Source organism: Pseudoalteromonas sp. KG3, from assembly GCF_030436385.1.
Lineage (GTDB): Bacteria > Pseudomonadota > Gammaproteobacteria > Enterobacterales > Alteromonadaceae > Pseudoalteromonas > Pseudoalteromonas prydzensis.
The window spans coordinates 2,262,446-2,284,422 of record NZ_CP098523.1 but is presented as its reverse complement, the minus strand read 5'-3'; the positions used below and the strand labels follow the sequence as shown (position 1 = coordinate 2,284,422).

General features: G+C 41.1%; 20 protein-coding genes and 2 pseudogenes. 14 read left to right on the top strand and 8 right to left on the bottom strand.

The annotated features are described in order from the left end of the window. Window positions 1-11 precede the first annotated feature (11 nt). The 5 genes from NDQ71_RS10770 (at window position 12) to NDQ71_RS10750 (ending at window position 7,734) form a co-directional block, all read left to right on the top strand. Window positions 12-1,058, top strand: a complete 1,047-nt coding sequence (locus NDQ71_RS10770) for an OmpA family protein (RefSeq protein WP_064667794.1) — start codon at window positions 12-14, stop codon at window positions 1,056-1,058. A 485-nt stretch (window positions 1,059-1,543) separates the two neighbouring features. Then, window positions 1,544-2,617, top strand: coding sequence for an OmpA family protein (locus NDQ71_RS10765; RefSeq protein WP_064667795.1), 1,074 nt, complete (start codon window positions 1,544-1,546; stop codon window positions 2,615-2,617). A gap of 267 nt (window positions 2,618-2,884) precedes the next feature. Then, complete coding sequence (acnB, locus tag NDQ71_RS10760; RefSeq protein WP_301561617.1) at window positions 2,885-5,482, top strand: bifunctional aconitate hydratase 2/2-methylisocitrate dehydratase; 2,598 nt, start codon at window positions 2,885-2,887, stop codon at window positions 5,480-5,482. Window positions 5,483-5,859: 377 nt separating this feature from the next. Next, on the top strand, window positions 5,860-6,492 hold the full coding sequence (locus tag NDQ71_RS10755) for a 2OG-Fe dioxygenase family protein (RefSeq protein ID WP_192540661.1): 633 nt from the start codon (window positions 5,860-5,862) through the stop codon (window positions 6,490-6,492). A 9-nt stretch (window positions 6,493-6,501) separates the two neighbouring features. Further along, on the top strand, window positions 6,502-7,734 hold the full coding sequence (locus tag NDQ71_RS10750; protein WP_301561616.1) for a cysteine desulfurase-like protein: 1,233 nt from the start codon (window positions 6,502-6,504) through the stop codon (window positions 7,732-7,734). Window positions 7,735-7,822: 88 nt separating this feature from the next. Here the strand turns inward: NDQ71_RS10750 and NDQ71_RS24405 are convergent. From NDQ71_RS24405 to NDQ71_RS10745, 3 genes and pseudogenes are all read right to left on the bottom strand, one after another. Continuing rightward, a pseudogene (locus NDQ71_RS24405) lies at window positions 7,823-7,918 on the bottom strand (hypothetical protein); the annotation flags it as partial. Continuing rightward, a pseudogene (locus tag NDQ71_RS24400) lies at window positions 7,896-8,003 on the bottom strand (hypothetical protein); the annotation flags it as partial. The pseudogenes NDQ71_RS24405 and NDQ71_RS24400, both read right to left, overlap by 23 nt. Further along, window positions 7,982-8,686 carry a 2OG-Fe(II) oxygenase gene (locus NDQ71_RS10745; RefSeq protein WP_064668222.1) on the bottom strand — a complete coding sequence of 235 codons (705 nt, stop codon included), beginning with the start codon at window positions 8,684-8,686 and terminating at the stop codon, window positions 7,982-7,984. The pseudogene NDQ71_RS24400 and the gene NDQ71_RS10745, both read right to left, overlap by 22 nt. 31 nt (window positions 8,687-8,717) lie before the next feature. On the opposite strand from NDQ71_RS10745, the gene NDQ71_RS10740 reads away from it, so the two are divergent. Next, window positions 8,718-9,116 carry a thioesterase family protein gene (locus NDQ71_RS10740; RefSeq protein WP_064668229.1) on the top strand — a complete coding sequence of 133 codons (399 nt, stop codon included), beginning with the start codon at window positions 8,718-8,720 and terminating at the stop codon, window positions 9,114-9,116. 7 nt (window positions 9,117-9,123) lie between these two features. Here the strand turns inward: NDQ71_RS10740 and glpD are convergent, their stop codons facing one another. The 5 genes from glpD to NDQ71_RS10715 all read right to left on the bottom strand — a co-directional run bounded on the left by glpD (window position 9,124) and on the right by NDQ71_RS10715 (window position 13,450). After that, complete coding sequence (glpD, locus tag NDQ71_RS10735) at window positions 9,124-10,626, bottom strand: glycerol-3-phosphate dehydrogenase (RefSeq protein WP_192541698.1); 1,503 nt, start codon at window positions 10,624-10,626, stop codon at window positions 9,124-9,126. Between the two features lie 58 nt (window positions 10,627-10,684). Beyond that, window positions 10,685-12,193 (bottom strand): glycerol kinase GlpK, encoded by a 1,509-nt coding sequence (gene glpK / locus NDQ71_RS10730; protein WP_192541697.1) that lies wholly within the window; start codon window positions 12,191-12,193, stop codon window positions 10,685-10,687. 152 nt (window positions 12,194-12,345) lie between these two features. Further along, complete coding sequence (locus tag NDQ71_RS10725; RefSeq protein ID WP_064668219.1) at window positions 12,346-12,594, bottom strand: YdcH family protein; 249 nt, start codon at window positions 12,592-12,594, stop codon at window positions 12,346-12,348. A gap of 240 nt (window positions 12,595-12,834) precedes the next feature. After that, window positions 12,835-13,017 (bottom strand): hypothetical protein, encoded by a 183-nt coding sequence (locus NDQ71_RS10720; protein ID WP_064668218.1) that lies wholly within the window; start codon window positions 13,015-13,017, stop codon window positions 12,835-12,837. Window positions 13,018-13,153: 136 nt separating this feature from the next. Beyond that, the gene (locus tag NDQ71_RS10715; RefSeq protein ID WP_192541696.1) at window positions 13,154-13,450 is read right to left on the bottom strand and encodes a hypothetical protein; all 297 of its coding nucleotides are present in this window, start codon (window positions 13,448-13,450) and stop codon (window positions 13,154-13,156) included. Between the two features lie 414 nt (window positions 13,451-13,864). Between NDQ71_RS10715 and NDQ71_RS10710 the strand changes: the two genes are divergently transcribed. The 8 genes from NDQ71_RS10710 (at window position 13,865) to speD (ending at window position 21,807) form a co-directional block, all read left to right on the top strand. Then, window positions 13,865-14,446, top strand: a complete 582-nt coding sequence (locus tag NDQ71_RS10710) for an aminodeoxychorismate/anthranilate synthase component II (RefSeq protein WP_301561615.1) — start codon at window positions 13,865-13,867, stop codon at window positions 14,444-14,446. A 55-nt stretch (window positions 14,447-14,501) separates the two neighbouring features. Beyond that, window positions 14,502-15,662: an HDOD domain-containing protein gene (locus NDQ71_RS10705; protein ID WP_283709906.1), complete on the top strand. Its 1,161-nt coding sequence runs from the start codon at window positions 14,502-14,504 to the stop codon at window positions 15,660-15,662. 383 nt (window positions 15,663-16,045) lie between these two features. Continuing rightward, window positions 16,046-17,251 carry an aspartate aminotransferase family protein gene (locus NDQ71_RS10700; protein ID WP_301561614.1) on the top strand — a complete coding sequence of 402 codons (1,206 nt, stop codon included), beginning with the start codon at window positions 16,046-16,048 and terminating at the stop codon, window positions 17,249-17,251. An 87-nt stretch (window positions 17,252-17,338) separates the two neighbouring features. Beyond that, window positions 17,339-18,355: an arginine N-succinyltransferase gene (gene astA, locus NDQ71_RS10695; protein ID WP_064668213.1), complete on the top strand. Its 1,017-nt coding sequence runs from the start codon at window positions 17,339-17,341 to the stop codon at window positions 18,353-18,355. A gap of 15 nt (window positions 18,356-18,370) precedes the next feature. Next, window positions 18,371-19,840 carry a succinylglutamate-semialdehyde dehydrogenase gene (gene astD, locus NDQ71_RS10690; RefSeq protein WP_064668212.1) on the top strand — a complete coding sequence of 490 codons (1,470 nt, stop codon included), beginning with the start codon at window positions 18,371-18,373 and terminating at the stop codon, window positions 19,838-19,840. Window positions 19,841-19,981: 141 nt separating this feature from the next. Continuing rightward, window positions 19,982-20,329, top strand: coding sequence for a DUF3802 family protein (locus NDQ71_RS10685; protein ID WP_192541693.1), 348 nt, complete (start codon window positions 19,982-19,984; stop codon window positions 20,327-20,329). Window positions 20,330-20,492: 163 nt separating this feature from the next. Then, the gene (locus NDQ71_RS10680) at window positions 20,493-20,906 is read left to right on the top strand and encodes an OsmC family protein (RefSeq protein ID WP_192541692.1); all 414 of its coding nucleotides are present in this window, start codon (window positions 20,493-20,495) and stop codon (window positions 20,904-20,906) included. An 88-nt stretch (window positions 20,907-20,994) separates the two neighbouring features. Further along, window positions 20,995-21,807: an adenosylmethionine decarboxylase gene (gene speD, locus NDQ71_RS10675; RefSeq protein WP_192541691.1), complete on the top strand. Its 813-nt coding sequence runs from the start codon at window positions 20,995-20,997 to the stop codon at window positions 21,805-21,807. Window positions 21,808-21,977: the final 170 nt, after the last annotated feature.

Here is a 21,977-nt window from a genome sequence, read left to right as displayed (position 1 = left end):
GGAAGGAAACAATGAAATTAAAATCACTTACTATTGCTGTAGCGCTAGCTGCAACTAGCGCTTCAAGTTTTGCTGCTGAAAAAGAAGGTTTCTTTATTGGTGCGTTTGGCGATTATTACGATGCTTCATGGGAAAATGTCCGCGGTAGTGCAGGCACCAACGTTGATGATTCAACAGGTTGGGGAGCTGAAATTGGTTATCGTTTTAACGATTACTGGAGTGCGCGTTTAGAATATGCTGATATGGATTTTGATATATCAAGCTCAAATCCTGCTATGACTGCAACCAGCATGGACGGCGAACGTTACGGTATTGATGGTCTTTACCACATTAACGGCGGCCCTTTCTATGGTATTTTCGGCCTTAAGCAATTAGATCTTTCTGAAAATCTAATGTTTGCTAACGTAGGTGCGGGTTACCAACATTACTTTACAGATAATTTTGCGTTTAACGCTGAAACATCTTTATACCAAGGTCTTGACCGTGGTTACACAGATGTTGGCGCTAAACTAGGTCTTAGCTATATCTTTGGTGAGCAAGGTTCAGCACCTGCACCGGTAGAGCCTGCGCCTGTAACGGCAGCTCCCATGGATAGTGACAATGATGGCGTTATTGATGCTGATGACCAATGTGCTAATACACCAATGACAGATGCAGTTGATGATAAAGGCTGCACACTGTACGAAGAGAAAGAAGCAATGATGACATTGCTAGTTACATTCCCGCACGATGTAGCTGAAGTACCAAATGGTTATTTTGATGATATTGCTGCTTTAGCTGCGTTCATGAAAGAAAACGATGGCACATCAGTTTTATTAGAAGGTCATGCTTCAGCCGTTGGTGATGCTGATTATAATATGCAATTATCTAAAAAGCGTGCACAAGATGTGGCTGATGTATTAATCAAAGATGGTATTTCATCTGACAGAGTATCGACAATTGGTTACGGTGAAGAGCGTTTGCTAAACACAGCAAACACACTTGAAGCTCATGCGCAAAACCGCCGAGTAGAAGCTCAGGTTAAGAGTGTTGAACGAGTTAAAGTTCTTCGCAATTAATTTTACTTACTGAAGTTAAAATGGCTTTAACTTCAGTAATATTTACTTTTAGAAAGCCGACTTGATTAACTTAAGTTGGCTTTTTTACGTTTAAAATACCTGCCAATATTTACTTTTTGAGTAAAAAGGCTAACACTGTATGATGTTAATCTTGACTACTTAATCAACTTTCTCTTTTAATTAAAGTGAATTTAAACTTGATTTAAAGTAATAAAGCCGTAAATAATTGTAGTATTGTGATTGTTAATCAATTAATTTGTCGAAGTTTGAAATGAGTTAAATAATTTTGAGAGCTCGCAAAGTATCTAGCGAGTTAAGAATTGATATAGGCATTGTCGTATTTGGTGTTGCTCTAAGCTACTGAGCTTCATTTTAAATTTTCAGTTTCTATAGCTTATTAAGTTTGGATTAATTGGTCATCATCTATCTTAGAGTGAGTTTGGCCAAAATGGCCTTTAGGTATTTTTAATGGAAAGGAATGAAACATGAAACTTAAATCTCTTACTATTGCTTTAGCACTAGCTGCAACTAGCGCTTCAAGCTTCGCGGCCGAAAAAGAAGGCTTTTACATCGGTGCATTTGGCGATTACTACGATGCTTCTTGGGAAAATGTTCGCGGTTATGAACAAGGTGGCTTAGATGTTGATGACTCTACAGGTTGGGGTCTTGAGCTAGGTTATCGCTTCAATGATTACTGGAGCGCTCGTTTAGAATACGCAGACATGGATTTCGATTGGACTGCTCGTGCAACTGACGGGACGTCGGTTAGTGGTTCTGAAGACGGTAAGCGTTACGGTATTGATGGTCTATATCATATCAATGGCGGTCCTTTCTATGGGATCTTTGGTTTGAAAAACCTTGATGCTGTTGATGAAGATTTAATGTTTGCTAACGTAGGTGCTGGTTACCAACATTACTTTACTGATAATTTTGCATTTAACGCTGAAACATCTTTATACCAAGGTCTTGACCGTGGTTACACTGATGTTGGTGCTAAATTAGGTCTTAGCTATATCTTTGGCGCGCAAAGCTCAGCAGAACCAGTTGAAGCTGCACCAGTTGCTGCTGTAGTTCCTGTTGCTGTAGCACCTGTTGATAGTGACGGCGATAATATCCCTGATGCTGATGACCAATGTGCTAATACACCAATGACAGATGCAGTAGACGGTACTGGTTGTACTCTTTATGAAGATCGTGAAGTAACTACGAGCTTATTAGTAACATTCCCTAACAATACTTCAAAAGTTGCCGGTAAATATGATAGCGGCATTGATAAAGTTGCAGCGTTCTTAAAAGAACATACTGAAACAACAGTATTGCTTGAAGGTCACTCTTCTGCTGTTGGTAAAGCAGATTACAACAAATGGTTATCTAAGAAGCGTGCTGATGCCGTTGCAGCTAAGTTAATTGCTGATGGTATTGCTGCTGATCGTATCACTACGGTTGGTTTAGGCGAAGAGCGTCTTAAAAATACAGCTAACACTGCGGAAGCTCATGCTGAAAACCGTCGTGTAGAAGCACACCTTAAGTCAATTGAACGCGTGAAAGTTGAGCGTTAATAAAATTTGATTTATAAAAACCCAGCCATGTGCTGGGTTTTTTTATGCCTGATAATAATGATTCGTAATTGGTATTCATCTGACAGGTATTTTTTGTGTGTGATATTCACGATATTTATAATGAGTATCATGTTTTGCGCTACTGGATGGATTTTAATCTATACTTAAAAGCTTTATTATGAACCGTCAGAATACTATAAAAGTTTGGTAATTTTACGCGAACACTCGCACTACCGAATACTTTCACGTCACCAAGAGGGCAATACTGTGCTACAAGATTATCGTAAACACGTAGAAGAGCGTGCCGAATTAGGTATCGTACCAGCGCCATTAGATGCTCAGCAAACGGCTGATCTTATCGAGCTAGTAAAATCTCCACCGGCAGGTGAAGAAGAGTTTATTCTAAATTTATTAGTAAACCGCGTACCACCAGGTGTGGATGATGCCGCTTACATCAAAGCAGGCTTTTTAGCAGCAGTGGCTAAAGGTGATGCATCATCACCACTTATCTCAAAAGAGCAAGCAGCAGAGCTGTTAGGTACTATGCTTGGCGGTTACAATATCGCACCTATGATTGATTTACTTGATGACGATGCGCTTGCGCCAATTGTTGTTAAAGGTCTTGCAAATACATTACTAATGTTTGATGCCTTTTATGATGTTGAAGAAAAAGCCAAAGCAGGTAATCGCTTTGCTAAGCAAGTTATTGAATCTTGGGCGGCTGCAGAATGGTTTACGAATAAGCCAGCGGTTGCTGAAAAAATCTCTGTTACGGTATTTAAAGTAACGGGTGAGACAAATACGGATGACTTATCACCAGCACCAGATGCATGGTCTCGTCCTGATATTCCTCTGCATGCTTTAGCAATGCTAAAAATTGAGCGCGATGGCATCACGCCAGATAAAGGCGGTGAAATTGGCCCAATTACACAACTGGAAGAATTAAAAACGAAAGGGTTACCACTTGCCTATGTAGGTGATGTTGTTGGTACTGGCTCTTCTCGTAAGTCTGCTACTAACTCGGTGCTTTGGTTTATGGGCGATGATATTCCGTTCGTACCGAACAAGCGTGTTGGTGGTGTATGTTTAGGTAATAAAATTGCGCCAATCTTCTTTAATACAATGGAAGATTCTGGTGCGTTACCAATCGAATTAAATGTCGACGAGTTCAATATGGGTGATCAAATCGATATTTACCCTTATGAAGGGGTTGTTAAACGTCATGGTACTGATGAGGTGATCTCTACTTTTGAACTTAAATCAGATGTCATTCTTGATGAAGTTCGCGCTGGTGGTCGTATTCCACTGATCATTGGCCGTGGCTTAACAGACAAAGCGCGTACATCACTGGGTTTAGGTGCAACGGATGTATTTAAAGTGCCAGCAGTAACTGAAATATCTGATAAAGGCTTCACGCTTGCACAAAAAATGGTGGGTAAAGCATGTAATGTTGCAGGCATTCGCCCTGGTCAATACTGCGAGCCTAAGATGACCACCGTTGGCTCGCAAGATACGACAGGGCCGATGACTCGCGATGAGCTTAAGGATTTAGCCTGTTTAGGTTTCTCTGCTGATTTAACCATGCAGTCTTTTTGTCATACATCTGCTTACCCTAAACCTATTGATGTAAACACCCATCATACGCTACCTGATTTCATTATGAACCGTGGCGGTGTATCACTTCGTCCTGGTGATGGTGTTATTCATTCATGGTTAAACCGGATGTTATTACCAGATACCGTAGGTACGGGTGGTGATTCGCATACACGCTTCCCATTAGGTATTTCATTCCCTGCAGGTTCAGGTGCAGTGGCATTTGCAGCCGCAACAGGGGTTATGCCTCTTGATATGCCGGAGTCAATCTTGGTACGTTTTAAAGGTGAAATGCAAGCTGGTATCACGCTACGTGACCTTGTGCATGCAATCCCTTACTTCGCTATCAAAGAAGGTCTACTGACTGTAGAAAAAAAAGGTAAAATCAACGAGTTCTCTGGTCGTGTACTAGAAATTGAAGGGGTTGAGCACTTAACGGTTGAGCAAGCATTTGAGCTTTCCGATGCATCAGCAGAGCGTTCAGCGGCAGGTTGTACTGTCAAGCTTTCTAAAGAGTCTATTGCTGAATACTTAGAATCAAACATTGTAATGCTTAAGTGGATGATCTCAGAAGGCTATGGCGATGTACGCACTATTGAACGTCGTATTAATGCAATGCAAGACTGGTTAGCAAACCCAGAACTAATGGAAGCTGATGCAGATGCTGAGTATAAGCATGTACTAGAGATTGACTTAGCCGATATCAAAGAGCCAATTCTGTGTGCGCCAAATGATCCTGATGATGCACGTTTATTATCTGATGTGACGGGCGAGAAAATTGATGAGGTATTTATTGGTTCATGTATGACGAATATTGGTCACTTCCGCGCCGCAGGTAAACTATTAGATGGTTTCTCTGGTCGTATTCCAACTCAGCTATGGGTTGCGCCACCGACTAAGATGGATAAAGACCAACTTACCGACGAAGGTTATTACGGTATCTTTGGTCGTGTAGGTGCTCGTATTGAAACTCCAGGGTGTTCACTGTGTATGGGCAACCAAGCACGTGTTGCAGATAAAGCAACTGTGGTTTCTACTTCTACGCGTAACTTCCCGAACCGCTTAGGTAATGGTGCAAATGTATTCTTAGCGTCAGCAGAACTTGCAGCCGTAGCTGCGATTTTAGGTAAGTTACCGACAGCTGATGAGTACCAACAGTATGCAGCAAAAATTAATGCAACAGCAGCTGATACTTATCGTTATTTGAACTTCCATCGCATGCCTGTTTATACCAAAAAAGCAGACAACGTAATTATTCAGCAAGCTGTTTAATTTTAACTAGTTTGTACATAAAAAGCCTGTTTTGCAGGCTTTTTTATTAAATATCATCTGTATGTAGTGAACATTAAGAAGGGGTGCTATAACCCACCTTACCAGCCTAGTACTAAGTTGAACTTATACTCGAAGGTTGCAAAATCAATATGAGGTTTATTGGACGCTTTAAGTGTTTTTGTTATTGATGTTTATAAATAGAAATTCAACCAGTTATTTGTTGTTAGATTAAAATTTCATTATGATGATATTTTAGATCTTAAAATTCTACTTTAACCTTGCTTTAATCAAGTAAAGACGCAAAAATTCCTCTCTATTTGCATTAAAATCCCCTTCAATATTTATGAGTTAGTCTCTTATTTCTTAGGTGATATTTTATGACAGCATTAAACAACCAGAACCTATTACAACTTCGTTTTGTAAACCAAGCTCATATCGAGGCGGTCAAGCCATCATTTGCCAATCTTCCGGCTAATCCGTACGCCGATGGTGCGTTTCGTAAACGCCGCTATTCAGTGATCAAAGCACAAGGTGGCGAACTAAAACTACAAGCCACTAAAGCCTTTGTACAAGATGATTCAATTAATACCTTTCAAGGCAATGTTGAGCGTACGTATGAGAACTTAGAGCCAAGCTTATTGGCAAGCGAAGGGATGAAAAGTATCGTTAATGAGTTTCGTGCTATCACAGGCATAGACGAAGACCGTGATATTGAAATTCACCAGTTCAGAATGTTAGCAATCGAAAGCGATACCCCACCGGCGCCAGAAGGTATTCACCAAGATGGCTTTGATCATGTATGTATTTGTGGTGTATCACATGAAAACCTAGAAGGTGGTGAATTACTTGTTTATGAAAACAAACAAGCTGAGCCGTGTTTTAAAATGGAAATTAAAGACGGTATGTTTGCATTAATCAACGACCGTGAAGTGTGGCACAACGCCACGCCAATGAATAAAATTGATGCAAGTAAAGACGGTTACCTAGATTGTTTCGTACTAACGGCTTAAGGAATGGCAATGAATTTAACTAAACTACGTCGTCAATTTCCGGCATTAATGCAACAAGTTGCGGGTAAATCGCCAATATTTTTAGATGGCCCGGGTGGCTCACAAGTACCACAATCAGTGCTTAGTGCTATGTCGGCTTATTTAGGTTATTACAACTCTAACTTAGGCGGCGCGTTTTTCTCAAGCGATAAAACCGTTGAGCTTATGGCTAATGCACGTCAAGCCGCGGCTGATTTACTTAATTCCCCATCGCGCGATCAAATTGTATTTGGTGCGAATATGACCAGCCTTACTTTTAGCTTTAGCCGTGCGATTTCTCGTGATTGGCAAGCGGGTGATGAGATTATCGTGACCAACGCAGATCATTTCTCAAATGTCTCCTCTTGGCAACAAGCTGCAGAAGATAAAGGCGCAAAGGTTAATACTGTATTGATTAACGAAGCTGATTGCAGCTTAGATTTAGCGCATTTTGAGAGTTTGCTAAATGCTAAGACTAAACTTGTTGCAGTGACTTACGCATCAAATACCACTGGCTCTATTAACGACATTAAACGTATTGTAGAACTTGCTCATAGCGTAGGTGCTTTGGTTTATGTAGATGCAGTGCATTATGCGCCACATGAGTTAGTTGATGTGCAAGATCTTGATTGTGACTTTTTGGCCTGCTCTGCCTATAAGTTCTTTGGCCCGCACTTAGGCATGGTGTACGGTAAGCGTGAGCACCTTGAAGGATTTAGACCATACAAAGTAGAGCCTGCCAAAGATGTTATTCCTGGGCGCTGGGAAACCGGCACGCAAAGCTTTGAAGCACTAGCAGGCTTAATTGCTGCTGTTGACTACATTGCTGATATTAGTGAGCTTGATGAAAGCTATTCACGCCGTGATAAATTAACAGCAGCTTTTGCTAAAACGAAACAGCATGAAATGGCGTTAAGTGAGTACTTTCTTACTCGTTTAGTTAACTATCCTAAAATTAAGCTATTTGGTATTGATGATTTAGATCGTTTAGCTGAACGTACCCCAACTTTTGCGTTAACCTTTGCAGGGCTTGAGCCACGCCAAGTGTCTGAGTTTTTAGGCAAGCAACATGTATGTGTGTGGGATGGTAACTTCTACGCTCAAGGCTTATGCAAGCAATTGGGTGTATTGGATACTGGCGGCGTGGTGCGCATTGGCTGTATGCACTACAACACCATCGAAGAGATGGACACGCTCTTTAATTTGTTTGATGAGCTGATTTGAAGCTGTCAGCTATAAGCCGTCAGTTTAATGCAAATTTGCACTTTAATTATTGTTTATTAAAGTGCAAATACTTGACAGTAGTCAGCAGTTAGTTAATTTTTGACCGCTGACCGCTGACCGCTGACCGCTGACCGCTGACCGCTGACCGCTGACCGCTGACCGCTGACCGCTGACCGCTGACCGCTGACCGCTGACCGCTGACCGCTGACCGCTGACCGCTGACCGCTGACCGCTGACCGCTGACCGCTTAGGCCTGTGGCTGCCCGTATATTTGCTCTGCGCGGTTAAACAGCACCCACGACGTTAAAATATATTTATCATTCGACACTGGCTTATTACCGCGATGGGTATGAGTAAAGTAGCCAGGGGCAATCACCATAGTGCCTTTTTTCGGGGCTATCTTACGATTTTGATAATAAAACTCGGTTTCACCGCCTTCTTCAACATCGTTTAAATAAAACATAAATAACAATACTCGATGTAGTGCTTCGTTATGCTGTAACTGTGGGTACACTTCACTATGCCAATACGGGTAGCCGCCTTTATTTACCTCATATTTTTGCGCTTGGATATTACCGAGTCGAAAAATTTGCTGTACCAATAAAGGTAATTGCGGTTTACCTACCTCGTCAAAATTAGCTTGCGTTAAATCAACAGGTTGTCCTGTTTTGGGGTGGTACACTTTTAAACCAAACGCCCCAATCATTATAAAAATATGTTCTTCAATGTAGTTAAAAACATATTGTGCAGTAGTTTGTTGAATATGTTTTAATTGCTCAGCGTATTCAGGATGATTGTTTAAGTGTAAGTCGTGGCTATCTTTTTTATTAAGATCTATGCCGCCTGATGTCATCCCTTGTTTTATATGCGGGCTTTGCGAAAAGGTAGTGATAAAGTTATCGCAAAAGTCACTGCTGAGCGCGTTGTCATATACGCGGATAAAGTCCGTCATGAGTTACCTGTTTAATTATTATTGGATTATTATGTTTACTGAAAAAGTGATGCCGCGCTTTAGCGAAACGGATGCACTCGGACACATCAACAATACCGTACTCCCTGTTTGGTTTGAAGCCGCCCGAGTACCTATTTTTAAATTTTTTACCCCTGATCTTAATCCTCACAACTGGAAGTTAATCATTGCTAAGGTTGAAGTGTCGTTTGTCGGCGAGTTATTTTATGCCCATGAGGTGACAATTAATACCAGCATAGAGCAGATTGGTAATAGTTCATTTGTGATCCGCCAAGAAGCCTGGCAGCAAGATAAGTGCTGTGCAATTGGTAAAACGGTCATGGTGCGATACGACTTTGCCAGCAAAACAAAGCAAACGCTTTCGGCTGATGAAAAAGCTGCATTAACACAGCACCTTGTTGCAGCTAGTTAATCGCAGCTTAGCTGTGACAAGCAGGGTGTTTAGTTAAATATTGCCCCAGTACAACCACTTGTTTTTCAGTAAAGCGTAGTCCGAGCTTAGTTCTGCGCCACAATATATCTGCGCTGTTTTTTGCCCATTCATGGTTAACTAAGTAATCAACTTCTTGTGCATATAAGCCATGACCAAAGTGATAACCTAAATCGCCGATTGCTTGGCTTTTACCTAATAATTGATAACTAAGCGTGCCATAGCTGCGAGCCATACGTTTTAAGGTGTCGATTGGCAGCCAAGGATAGCTGCTTTCTAACTGTGCGATAAGGTATGCTTGGTTACTAAAGTCGCCGCCTGGTAAAGGGCTATCTTTCGTCCACGAGCGACTCATTTTTGGGTAAAGAGGCGCTAATTTATTAACGGCATTTTCTGCAAGCTTTCTATAGGTGGTAATTTTGCCACCAAACACGCTTAATAATGGGGCGTGATCAGCTTCATTATTTAATATCAGTTTGTAATCGCGGGTGACCGCTTGGGCATCTGTTGATTTGTCATCTAACAGCGGGCGCACGCCACTAAACGTGTGCACAATATCCGCTTCGCTTATTGGCTTTTTAAAGTAATGATTAGTAATACTGATCAGGTATTGTATTTCTTGCTCACTAATTTTTACATCAGCAATATCGCCAGTGTACTCTTCATCAGTGGTGCCAATTAGTGAGTAATCTTGCTCATAAGGAATAACAAATACAATACGGTTATCCTCGTTTTGTAAAATATAGGCAACCGGCTGGCTATGAATTCGAGGCACCACTATGTGACTGCCTTTCACAAGGCGAATGGTGTGTGGTGTGGGCTGGGTAAATACATCTTCAAATAATGACGCGACCCAAGGGCCTGCGGCATTTACAACACTTTTGGCCTTAATGTGTAGTTGCTGTTTGCTCGCTTGTTGCTCTAAAATCACATCCCAGTCAGTTGCATTACGCGTTGCTTTAATGCAGCGTGTACGTGTTGCAATGGTGGCTCCCAAATTATGTGCTGCCTGTGCGTTTAAAATCACTAAGCGCGCGTCATCAACCCAGCCATCAGCATATTCAAAGCCTTGAGTAATACTACTGTTGAGTACGCTGTCGCTGTTAAATTCAATTGTTTTTGAAGCAGGTAAAGTATTACGTTTGGCTAGGTGATCGTAAATAAATAATCCCACTCGAATCATCCATAGCGATCGTAAATGTGCTTGATGAGGTAGTCTAAAAGAGAGTGGCCACATAATATGCGGCGCTTTTTTTAACAGTATTTCACGCTCACGCAAGGCCTCTCTTACCAATCTAAATTGATAATTCTCTAAATAGCGAAGCCCGCCATGAATAAGTTTGCTGCTATTAGAGGAGGTTGCTGAGGCTAAATCGTCTTGCTCACATAATAATACTTTCAAGCCGCGACCACTGGCATCTGCGGCAATACCAGCACCATTAATGCCACCGCCAATGACGAGTAAATCATATTCGTTATCGAGTAACTGCACGGGAGCACCTTTAAGTTGGTTGTGAATGTCAGATTATATTAACGCGATTAGCCGCCTGTTAATTCGCACTGTTATTTTGCTGATTATTAGCAAGCGTCACTTGCGCAATACAATGCAGCCATTTTGCATATAAATCGTTGCGCTCATCGCTGCTCATGGTTGGTTCAAAGCGCCGGTCACATCGCCACATCGTTGCTAGTTGCGCTGTTGATTCATAAACCCCACTTTGCAGGCCTGCTAAATAGGCAACACCAAGCGAGGTGGTTTCGGTTAAGGTCGGGCGCTCAACACTTGCACCTAAAATATTAGCTAAAAATGCCATTGCCCAATTATTATTGGCCATACCGCCATCGACGCGCAAAATACTGGGGCGCAAGCCATCCCCTTCCATCGCTTTTTGCAAATCTTTAGTTTGATAACCCACTGATTGTAAGGCAGCTGCCACAATAGTACTAATCCCTGAATCTCGGGTAAGCCCTAAAATAGCACCACGAGCATTAGCATCCCAATAAGGAGCGCCTAAACCTGTAAAAGAGGGCACTAAAAATACCCCATGATCTAAGGGAACACCTTTAACCAGCGCCTCACTTTCACCTGCGTGCTCCAGTAGTTTTAAACCTTCTACAATCCATTGCATGGTGGCACCTGCCATAAAAATACTGCCTTCAATGGCATAGGTGGGTTTGCCGTTGAGCCTATAGGCGATGGTGGTTAATAAGCGATTATTCGACTTGAGTGCTTTATCTCCGGTATTAAGCATTAAAAAACAGCCAGTTCCGTAGGTGCTTTTTGCCATACCTTCTTCAAAACACGCCTGGCCAATTAATGCGGCTTGCTGATCGCCCGCTATGCCGCTAATTGGGATTTCACCACCAAATAACTCGCTGCTAGTTACACCAAAGTCAGCCGCTGAGTCCATCACTTCAGGTAACATTGAGGCTGGAATATCAAATAAGCAGAGTAGCTCTTCATCCCAGCATTGCTTATGAATGTTAAACAATAATGTGCGAGAGGCATTGGTTGCATCGGTTTTGTGTACTTTACCGTTGGTTAATTGCCATAGTAAGTAGGTGTCTACTGTACCAAAGGCCAGTTCGCCAGCTGCAGCTTGCTCTTTAGCGCCAGTGACATTATCTAAAATCCAACGAATTTTGGTGGCAGAAAAATACGGATCGAGTAATAAGCCGGTTTTATCATTCACGCTTTCGCTGTGTCCTGCATCACGTAAACTCTTACAGTATTCACTGCTGCGTCGATCTTGCCAGACTATCGCGTTATAAATGGGTTTACCTGTCGTTTTATTCCATACTAAAGTGGTTTCACGTTGGTTGGCGATACCTATAGCTATAATGTCTTCAGCTTTGACTTGTTTATCTGCCAATGCTTTTTGCGCACTGCTAATTACTGTTTGCCAAATATGATCGGGGTTATGCTCTACCCAACCATTTTCAGGGAAGTACTGTTGAAACTCTTGCTGAGCGGCTGTATATACTTGCGCATCCTTAGTAAATAGCACAGCTCGTGAGCTTGTTGTACCTTGATCAATCGATAGGATATATTTAGACATTAACAGCTAGTTTTTAAATGAATATGGGTTAGTTTGTATGCAATTTTGTTTATTCGCAATCACTTTTTAAATTTGTGAGAGTTAAGACTAAACATAGCCTTATGAAAAATAACGCTTTATAATTTAAAGCCCACTTTTGTGGGCGACTATAATTAAGACTCGCTAGCACTTACTAATTCTTTATGTAGCCAATCTTTTAACTCTGCTCGTTCAACTTTTAGTTGTTGCATGGATTGATCATCAATTGGGGCATCTTGAAGTTCGAGTACACGAACCTCCTTATCAATAGCATTATACTGCTTTGCTCTAGCCGCAAACTCGGAACTTTCTTTACTTAACGCAGTGATGGTATTTAGATGCTCAGGAAACTCTTTAGTTAATGAATGGTCTTCGCCTAACATATTTTGCTCCTTAATTATTAAATGTAGATTATGTGGGGGATTTATTTGCCCCAACATAATAGAGCTTGGGCAATTACAGAATAAATCAAGAGTGAAAAGCTTGTTTAAGTGATAACTACACTATCTTTGTGTTAAGACTTAACTATCATGATTTGCTGTCTGAGCATGAAACAGGCATATTCGAAAGACTTACGCTGAAGGTGGTTGAACTTCAGCGTAGGTGTTGGGGGCTGTTATTTATCATAAGGTGATGATGTTGCTACCAATAGCACATTGCTCAAAACTATCAGCTGAGCTCAATACTTTATCGGCAGCTGTGTGTGCATCCACAGGTGCGGCATAGCTTGGCATTACAATACTTGCTAGCATCAAGCAGGCAAAAGCACATAAAAGGCTGATAGCTTGTTTATCTGTTTTTTCCATTATTATTCACCTGCAATTTCAAGTTGAGTAACGCTATAGCCTCAATAATGAGCAACCGATAAGCAAGCCTTTACTGACTAAGTTTTTACTAAAATTAATCATACCTCATTCCTTTTTGATTATTCTGAATATCAAATTAGTTAAATAATTTTGCTAGTTGTGCAGAAATTTGCTGGTTCACCATTTTGATTGATTCATCTATTTGCGCAGTGATAGCGGCATCAATTTTGTTTAATTGGTTTTCAAATGAAGCGTTAAAGTCTTGGCTAAAACTGTAATCAACAGCAACTACGTCCTGTGTTTGTGAAATACTTGTCACTGGTGAAACCTTGTTATTTTCCATCTCGTTTGCCATAACACTGGCACTAAATAAAGTGGCTATAGCAGCACTTACTAATAGGGTTTTGGTCGCTGATTTAGTTAATGATTTCATGATTTGTTCCTTCATATTTGCTCTAGTGGCCATCCATAATGACCAGGATGTGTAATGTAATATTTAACGTGTTGTTCGCTAGGTTGTAGCGATGAGTAAATATTAGAGGGCAGCAGCAATAAAGTCGCTTATCTAGCTATGAGCAATTTAATCATAAGGTTTTTAATTTTAAATGTGTTTTAAATTAGTTGCTTAGATTGAAATCTTATTTGGATTATAAGGTTTCGCTTTTAACTATTTTGGCTTGTTGACGATACTTTGGCGGTGAGTTTTTAACTGCTGTAAAAAATGTTAGACGTTAGATGCAGTTTTTCAATCGACAATTAACTGAAAATTCTTTGCTATTGGGTTAGAATGCGGCTCAATTACTTCTCTTGCCCTGCAACCTTTAATTACCAATGAGTTACTAACCTGATGTTGTTAATGATCGACAATTACGATTCGTTTACCTATAACCTAGTGCAATATTTTCAGCGCTTAGATCAAGAGGTGCTAGTAAAGCGCAATGATGAGATCTCGGTTAGTCAAATAGCTCAGTTGAACCCGCAGCACATCGTGATATCGCCTGGGCCATGTACGCCAAATGAGGCGGGTATATCTTTAGATGTGGTTGCGAAGATGAAGGGACAGTTGCCAATTTTAGGTATTTGCTTAGGGCATCAATCTCTTGCACAGGCATTAGGTGCTAATGTTGTTAGAGCCAAACAAGTGATGCACGGTAAAACCTCACCAATTTATCATGCTAATCAAGGTGTATTTACTGGTTTAGCAAATCCATTAACGGTATGTCGTTATCATTCATTAGTGGTTGAAAAAAATAGTCTGCCAGATGAATTGCAGATCACAGCTTGGACAAAAACAGAAAATGGCCAGTTAGATGAAATAATGGGCTTAGCTCATAACAGCTTAGCATTAGAAGGGGTACAATTTCATCCAGAAGCTATTTTAACTGAGCAAGGGCTCGAATTACTTGCTAACTTTTTAACTCGGTTCTAGGCTTATGCTAACAAACGTAATTACTCCTTTAATTTTTATATAAAGACAATAATGAATGACAGATGAAGTGCGCCAACAAAGGATTGCGAAAGCATTAGAACAACGAGCCCATGATCTGTTGCTTGGGCATAGTTTTGCGCAGCGTCAAATTGGCTATATTCATACCTTAGAAATTGACTACGGCGAAGCAATGGAACAACGTACCTTACTTGAGGTAGAAGTTGCAGCAGAAAAAGTACGTAAGTTATCTAGCACTGCTCATCATAAATATCGCGCTCAAGCTAGTCAGCAGCTACATCAAGTTATTGAGACTGCGATGAGCAAGCAGTTAGCTGATATAGACACTGTACTGCATGAAACAATTGGCATTGAAGATAACGTACCTGCAATTTTAGACATACTCGCTGTAAAATCTGCATCAGTGGGGCGCATTGAACCGTTAGTCAAAGATCTGACTTGGTTGGGCCGTGAATTAGTCACTTTTGTCAACTTACCTTATTATCGCGCACAACGAAATAAACACACTTCGGTTAAAGTTGATAACCCGTCTTTAGCACTGCGCTATATCGGTTTAGATAATTTGCAGTTTGTTGTACCTACTTTTGCGGTGCGTCATTGGATGCCGCATAGTACTGAACCGTTCCCACTGTTAAAGCGCAGGTTGCGCGATAACTCCATGGCCTGCGCTATTGCAGCACAAGAACTGGCAAAGCTTAATGGAATAAATGAAGTTCATGCATTTACCTTAGGTATGCTACTCGATGTGGGGAAAATAGCCTTGATCAGGCTATATCTTCGTACATTCGAACGAGTGTGGCAAAGAAAGGTCGCAATGGCTCGTGAAGAGCAACACAAAGATTTACACACTGCCTTATTAGAGTTAAAGCCAGATCCGCTATTTTTAAGTACTTTACTGAATCAGCATGCGCTTAAAGTGACAGCAACGGTGATTGAGAAGATGGCATTTCGGTATTTGCCATTTAATGCCGTGCTATCGCAATTGGTTAATGGTGCGGCAAAAGGTGACTCAGCATTGCCACTAACAATGTTAATACGCAAAGCGCGCTGTTATAGCCAAGCAGTTAGTTTGAGTGCCCATCAGTTATTAGAAAGTGATGAAAAATCACTCTGGTTTAACCATGTTGGACTGTCTAAGCTGGAGCTTGAACAGCTAGAAAAAACCAATTTACAGCATTTTCATATTAAAATTGACTAGTTTCATAAATTTTTTGTTAATTTTTTTACGACTATTCATTCATCATTAATATCTGCTTTTACTCACCTTTTATTTACAAAAGCGCTGCTTGGCGAGTAGTGGGGCAGCCTTATCGAATAAACAACCCCATTATTCATTATTCAGATAGTTATTCACTATCTCTGAAATAATATCTCAATCCCTTTAATTACAAGGGCTGCATGAAAGTTTTCTAAGAGACAATAGCAAAAAACTCTGAAATAATGACCGTCTGAAAATTGAACCAGAGAGTATTTTTTGGCTATTTAAGCTATGCTGATTTACGCCAAAGGAGATGGTATTTCACACCATCATCGAGCCTATTTTTCACGCTCTCTGTGAGATAACAATTAAGAGGATATAAAATGACAGTCAATCGCGAATTATTTGATCAAGTAATGGTTCCTAACTACGCACCTTCAAGCGTTATTCCTGTTCGTGGTGAAGGGTCACGCGTTTGGGATCAGCAAGGTCGTGAATATATCGACTTTGCCGGCGGTATCGCTGTTAACTGTCTAGGTCATTGTCATCCTGCATTAGTTAAAGCACTAAAAGAGCAAGGCGAGAAAATCTGGCACGTAGCTAATGTAATGACGAATGAGCCAGCACTGCGTTTAGCTAAAAAGCTAGTAGATGCGACATTTGCTGAAAAAGTTTATTTTGCCAACTCTGGCGCTGAAGCAAATGAAGGTGCACTAAAATTAGCGCGTCGCGTAGCACTTGAAAACTTCGGTGAACAAAAATCACAAATCATCGCTTTTAACAAAGGCTTCCACGGTCGTACATTCTTCACTGTTACTGTAGGTGGTCAAGCTGCTTATTCTGACGGTTTTGGTCCAAAACCTGGCGATATCGTGCATTGTGATTTTAACGATTTAGACGCTTTTGCAGCACTTATCTCTGATAACACCTGTGCGGTAATGATGGAACCACTGCAAGGCGAAGGCGGTATTATTTCTGCTACTGACGAATTTGTTAAAGGCGTACGTGAATTATGTACTAAACATAATGCATTGCTTATTTTTGATGAAGTACAAACAGGTGTTGGTCGTACTGGCGAGCTGTATGCATATCAAGGTTTGAATGTAACTCCAGATATTTTAACTACAGCTAAAGCGCTTGGTGGCGGTTTCCCAATTGGTGCGATGATCACCACAACAGAAATCGCTAAGCATCTTAAAGTAGGTACGCACGGCTCGACTTATGGCGGTAATCCATTGGCATGTGCTGTTGGTGAAGCGGCTTTTGATACTGTAAATACACCTGAAGTACTCGCTGGCGTTAAAGCTAAAGCTGCATTATTCAATGAATTATTAACAGCGATTAACGACAAGCACCAAGTGTTTTCAGAAATTCGTGGTCAAGGCTTGTTAATCGGTGCAGTAGTAACTGAACAGTTTAAAGGTCGTGCTAAAGAGTTTTTAGTGGCAGGTACTGCTGAGGGCGTGATGTCTTTAGTGGCTGGTGCTGATGTTGTACGCTTTACACCTTCTTTAGTGATCCCTGAAGCGGATATTCGCGAAGGTATGGCACGCTTTGAAAAAGCGGTTGCCAAAGTTGTGAACGGTTAAGCAACACGTCTCATCATTATAGGGCAGGCAGCAAGCTTGCCCTACTATTCTTAATTTACCGTTATTTATAAGGGAGCAAGCGGACTCATGATGATCCTTCGCCCAATCCAGCAATGTGATTACCCAGCTTTATTGAAAATTGCCCACGAATCAGGGCATGGTTTTACCTCTTTACCTAATAACGAAGAGTTATTACAAAAAAAGATTGACCATTCTATAAGCTCATTCGCAAAAAGTGCATCTCACCCAGGTGATGAAGGTTACTTGTTTGTTCTTGAAGATAGCGAAACTGGTGAGGTAGTTGGTACCTCAGCAATAGAGGCTGCGGTAGGTTTAGATGATGCGTTTTATCATTATCATTTAAGCAAAGCCATTCATTCATCTCGTACATTGAATGTATATAAAGCGGTTGATATCTTAACCTTGTGTAATGACTACACAGGGGCAACAGAGCTTTGTACGCTGTTTTTAAAAGATGGTTACCGTAAAAATAATAACGGTAAGCTGCTTTCAAAAGCACGTTTTATGTTTATCAAGCAACACCAAGAGCGTTTTGCTGAAACCGTTATTGCAGAAATGCGCGGTGTTTCTAACGAGCAAGGCAATAGCCCATTTTGGCAGTGGCTTGAAGAGCACTTTTTCTCAATGGACTTTCCAACGGCTGACTACCTAACTGGGATTGGCCAAAAAGTATTTATTGCTGAACTCATGCCGAAATACCCAATTTACGTCAACTTACTCAGTAAAGATGCGCAAGCTGTGATCGGTAAAGTGCACGATAACACGCGCCCTGCGATTGAGTTGTTAAAAAGTGAGGGCTTCACGTTTAACGGCTACGTTGACATTTTTGACGCAGGCCCAACGGTTGAAGCAAAAGTAGATAATATTGCCACTATTCGCAATGCAAAGAACTTTACCGTGAAAATTGGTGAAAACAGTGGCGACACTGCTGTGATGTTAGCCAATGAAAAACTAAATGACTTTAGAGCAACCGTTGCACAGCTAAACTTTGATGAAACTAGCTCAGAGTTGACTTTGCCTCAGGCAATGGCCGATGCACTGCATTTACAAGCTGGCGATATAGTTACCGCAACACGTATATAATTTAGGAGAAAGTACATGACTCATCCTGCACAATTTATTAATGGTCAATGGTCACAAGGCCAAGGCGATACATTTAATTCAGTAAACCCAGCCAATAACGAGATTATTTGGCAAGCAAACTCAGCAACCAGCGAGCAAGTTGATACGGCTGTTAACTCAGCGCGTGCAGCATTTTATAGCTGGGCAGACAAATCATTTGCAGAGCGCCTGGCGATTGTAAAAACGTTTGCTGAAACCCTAAAAGAGCACAGCGAAGAGCTGGCGATAGCGATTGCCCAAGAAACGGGTAAGCCGTTATGGGAAACTCGCACTGAGGCGGGGGCTATGGTCGGTAAAATTGCGATCTCTGAAAAAGCATTTTTAGAGCGTACCGGGGACGTTGAAAATCCAATGCCGCAAGGTCGTGCGATGATCCGTCATAAGCCACATGGTGTAGTTGCCGTGTTTGGCCCATATAACTTTCCTGGTCACTTACCTAACGGCCATATTGTGCCTGCGTTATTAGCGGGTAATACCGTGGTATTTAAACCATCTGAGCTGACCCCAGCTGTGGCAGAGCTTACGCTTAAGTTATGGGAAAAAGCTGGTTTACCAGCTGGCGTTATTAACCTTGTACAAGGTGAAGTTGTAACAGGTAAAGCATTGGCTGCCCATAAAGGCATTGATGGTTTATTCTTTACTGGTTCATCACGCACAGGTCATATTTTACATGAGCAGTTTGCCGGTCAACCGGGTAAAATCTTGGCATTAGAAATGGGTGGCAATAACCCGCTTATAATTACTGATGTTGCAGACACTAAAGCGGTTATTCACGATATTATTCAATCAGCGTTTATCTCAAGTGGTCAACGTTGTACTTGCGCACGTAAATTATTTTTACCAGTAGGCGAGCAAGGCGATGCAATTTTAGCTGGTTTAATTACTGCCACTAAAGCGATTAAAGTGGGCAACTACGATGACGCAGAGCAACCATTTATGGGCTCGATGATTTCATCGGCTGCTGCAGCTGGCATGGTAAAAGCACAGCAACAACTTATTGAGCTTGGCGCTGAGGTACTAGTTGAACTTAAGCACACTGAAAATACAGGCTTTGTAACACCGGGTATTATTGAGTGTACTGATGTTGCTAACTTCCCAGATGAAGAGCACTTTGGGCCGTTATTAAAAGTATTCCGCTTTACAGATTTTGACAGTGCAATTGATAAAGCCAACGATACCAGCTTTGGTTTATCAGCAGGCTTATTAAGCGATAACGCCGCTGACTATGACCATTTCTTACGTCGTATTCGTGCCGGTATCGTTAACTGGAATCGCCCAATTACAGGAGCTTCTAGTGCTGCACCATTTGGTGGTATTGGCGCATCGGGTAACCACCGTGCTAGCGCATACTATGCCGCTGATTACTGCGCATACCCAGTTGCCTCTGTTGAGCTTGAAAAAGTAGCAATGCCAGCAACATTAAGCCCAGGCTTAAAAATCGATTAATCGATTTTTCTAAACTAGTAATAAACCACTAAAAAAGCAGCCTTGGCTGCTTTTTTAGTATTGGTTAAGGCTCAAAGGTAGCAATTTAAAGCGCTTTCTGCTTAAATCAGTAGAGTCGTGTTTAATTAGGTGTGAAGAAATATGGTTTTAGATAGGCAGGGGTATGATGATTTGATCATGTACCTTACTCAAAATTTAGCATTATTTGAGAAGTCCGGCGAAATAAAACCAGGCGCTCCTACTATTATGGAGCTGATTGAAGATGATATTGCTGAAAATGTAATGTTGTTATGTCAGCAACACACAGAGCTTACCACTGAGCAACGCAGCCAAATTGTGCGAGAAGTTGACGGTATAGTCTACGATTTACAAGAAGTGCTCAGTAGTGTCACGAGCAATCAAGTCACCGTTGAACAACATGCTTTTATTGATGAATTTGCCGCTTTGGTAAAAAATCTCTTTGATAGCGCCGTTGCTGAAAGCGCCTAGGTAGAACAACACTACATAGGCTCTGCCTACCAAAAGCAAACATGCTGCTGGCAAAGCAACTTGAAAGATAAACAGCCCCTAATCATTCCAATTATCGTTTTTAATTTGCAACTGCGTGTGACTTCCTTACAATCAAGTAAATAACTACTTTGAGAGTCATACAATGCAAGCGAATGTAAAATGGGTTGAAGGCGATACCTTCCTAGGTCGTTCTAATTCTGGTCACAATGTGGTGTTTGATGCTGGTAGCGATAGCGCCGCACCAAGCCCAATGGAAATGGTGTTAATGTCAGTGGGTTGTTGCTCATCGGTAGATGTGGTGAGCATTTTAAAAAAAGCTAAACAAAGCTTCTCTGACGTACAAGTACAACTAAGTTCTGAACGTGCTGAATCTGCCCCTCGTGTATTTACTAAAATCAACCTACACTTTGTTGTGACTGGCGATAACGTCTCTGAAAAGCACCTTGCACGTGCTGTACAGCTGTCGGCTGAGAAGTATTGTTCTGTGGCATTAATGCTTGATAAAACAGTAGAAATTACTCACACGCACGAAGTTATACAAGAACAGGAAAAATAACGCTTTTTCCTGCGGTGAAATTCGTATAAAATCCGCGAACTTTTCATTCTGCTCTGGCAGATTTCACTTGTTTATAGGTTGGTTTATCATGAACAAACCCTTCGATAAAATTAAACTTCATGGCTTTAATAACTTAACCAAAAGTTTAAGTTTTAGTATTTACGATATTTGCTATGCAAAGACAGAGCAACAACGTAAAGAATATATTGAATATATCGACGAACAGTACAGTGCTGATCGACTAACCGATATTTTAGGTGAAGTAGTGGATATTATCGGTGCGAATATTTTAAATGTTTCGCGCCAAGATTACGATCCGCAAGGTGCTAGTGTAACAATTCTGATTTCAGAAGAGCCAATTGAACAACAGCAAACTTATGACGTAGACGAAGCGCCAGGTCCATTACCTGAAACTGTAGTTGCTCACTTAGATAAAAGCCATATCTGTGTGCATACTTACCCTGAAGCGCATCCTGATGACGGTATTTGTACTTTCCGTGCAGATATTGAAGTATCAACCTGTGGCATTATCTCGCCTCTTAAAGCGTTGAACTTCCTAATTCATAGCTTAGAGTCTGATGTTGTAACAATTGACTACCGTGTACGTGGTTTTACCCGTGATGTAGATGGTGTTAAGCACTATATTGATCACGCGATCAATTCGATTCAAAACTACATGACTGAAGATACCAAAGAAGCGTACCAAATGATGGACGTGAACGTGTATCAAGAAAACTTGTTCCACACTAAGATGATGCTAAAAGAAACCGATTTAAATACCTATTTATTTGGTGTTTCTACCAGCGATTTATCAGAAGATGAAGAAGAAGAAATTCGTTCTAAGTTAACCCGCGAGATGCAAGAAATCTTCTACGGTCGTAACTTACCAGAAACAGAATAAGCTAATTTAATTAGTCCTTACAAACGGCGCGTAATGTAAATTACGCGCCGTTTTTTTGTAAGTTAGCTAGGTTAAAGTTAGCGAGGGTAAAGTGGTACTAGCTTAAGTAGGTAGTGATTTATCGCGGCAACTAAACTTCTTTAATTCAATTGCAACAAGTCCCATTTATT

Bases quoted from the DNA above. Each gene is read 5' to 3' on its own strand.
- astA (WP_064668213.1), top strand. From the start codon at position 17,339: ATGATGATCCTTCGCCCAATCCAGCAATGTGATTACCCAGCTTTATTG.
- glpK (WP_192541697.1), bottom strand. From the start codon at position 12,193: ATGTCTAAATATATCCTATCGATTGATCAAGGTACAACAAGCTCACGA.
- astD (WP_064668212.1), top strand. From the start codon at position 18,371: ATGACTCATCCTGCACAATTTATTAATGGTCAATGGTCACAAGGCCAA.
- NDQ71_RS10680 (WP_192541692.1), top strand. From the start codon at position 20,493: ATGCAAGCGAATGTAAAATGGGTTGAAGGCGATACCTTCCTAGGTCGT.
- speD (WP_192541691.1), top strand. From the start codon at position 20,995: ATGAACAAACCCTTCGATAAAATTAAACTTCATGGCTTTAATAACTTA.
- NDQ71_RS10740 (WP_064668229.1), top strand. From the start codon at position 8,718: ATGTTTACTGAAAAAGTGATGCCGCGCTTTAGCGAAACGGATGCACTC.
- NDQ71_RS10755 (WP_192540661.1), top strand. From the start codon at position 5,860: ATGACAGCATTAAACAACCAGAACCTATTACAACTTCGTTTTGTAAAC.
- NDQ71_RS10700 (WP_301561614.1), top strand. From the start codon at position 16,046: ATGACAGTCAATCGCGAATTATTTGATCAAGTAATGGTTCCTAACTAC.
- NDQ71_RS10765 (WP_064667795.1), top strand. From the start codon at position 1,544: ATGAAACTTAAATCTCTTACTATTGCTTTAGCACTAGCTGCAACTAGC.
- NDQ71_RS10720 (WP_064668218.1), bottom strand. From the start codon at position 13,017: ATGGAAAAAACAGATAAACAAGCTATCAGCCTTTTATGTGCTTTTGCC.
- NDQ71_RS10710 (WP_301561615.1), top strand. From the start codon at position 13,865: ATGTTGTTAATGATCGACAATTACGATTCGTTTACCTATAACCTAGTG.
- NDQ71_RS10685 (WP_192541693.1), top strand. From the start codon at position 19,982: ATGGTTTTAGATAGGCAGGGGTATGATGATTTGATCATGTACCTTACT.
- NDQ71_RS10745 (WP_064668222.1), bottom strand. From the start codon at position 8,686: ATGACGGACTTTATCCGCGTATATGACAACGCGCTCAGCAGTGACTTT.
- NDQ71_RS10715 (WP_192541696.1), bottom strand. From the start codon at position 13,450: ATGAAATCATTAACTAAATCAGCGACCAAAACCCTATTAGTAAGTGCT.
- NDQ71_RS10725 (WP_064668219.1), bottom strand. From the start codon at position 12,594: ATGTTAGGCGAAGACCATTCATTAACTAAAGAGTTTCCTGAGCATCTA.
- NDQ71_RS10750 (WP_301561616.1), top strand. From the start codon at position 6,502: ATGAATTTAACTAAACTACGTCGTCAATTTCCGGCATTAATGCAACAA.
- NDQ71_RS10770 (WP_064667794.1), top strand. From the start codon at position 12: ATGAAATTAAAATCACTTACTATTGCTGTAGCGCTAGCTGCAACTAGC.
- NDQ71_RS10705 (WP_283709906.1), top strand. From the start codon at position 14,502: ATGACAGATGAAGTGCGCCAACAAAGGATTGCGAAAGCATTAGAACAA.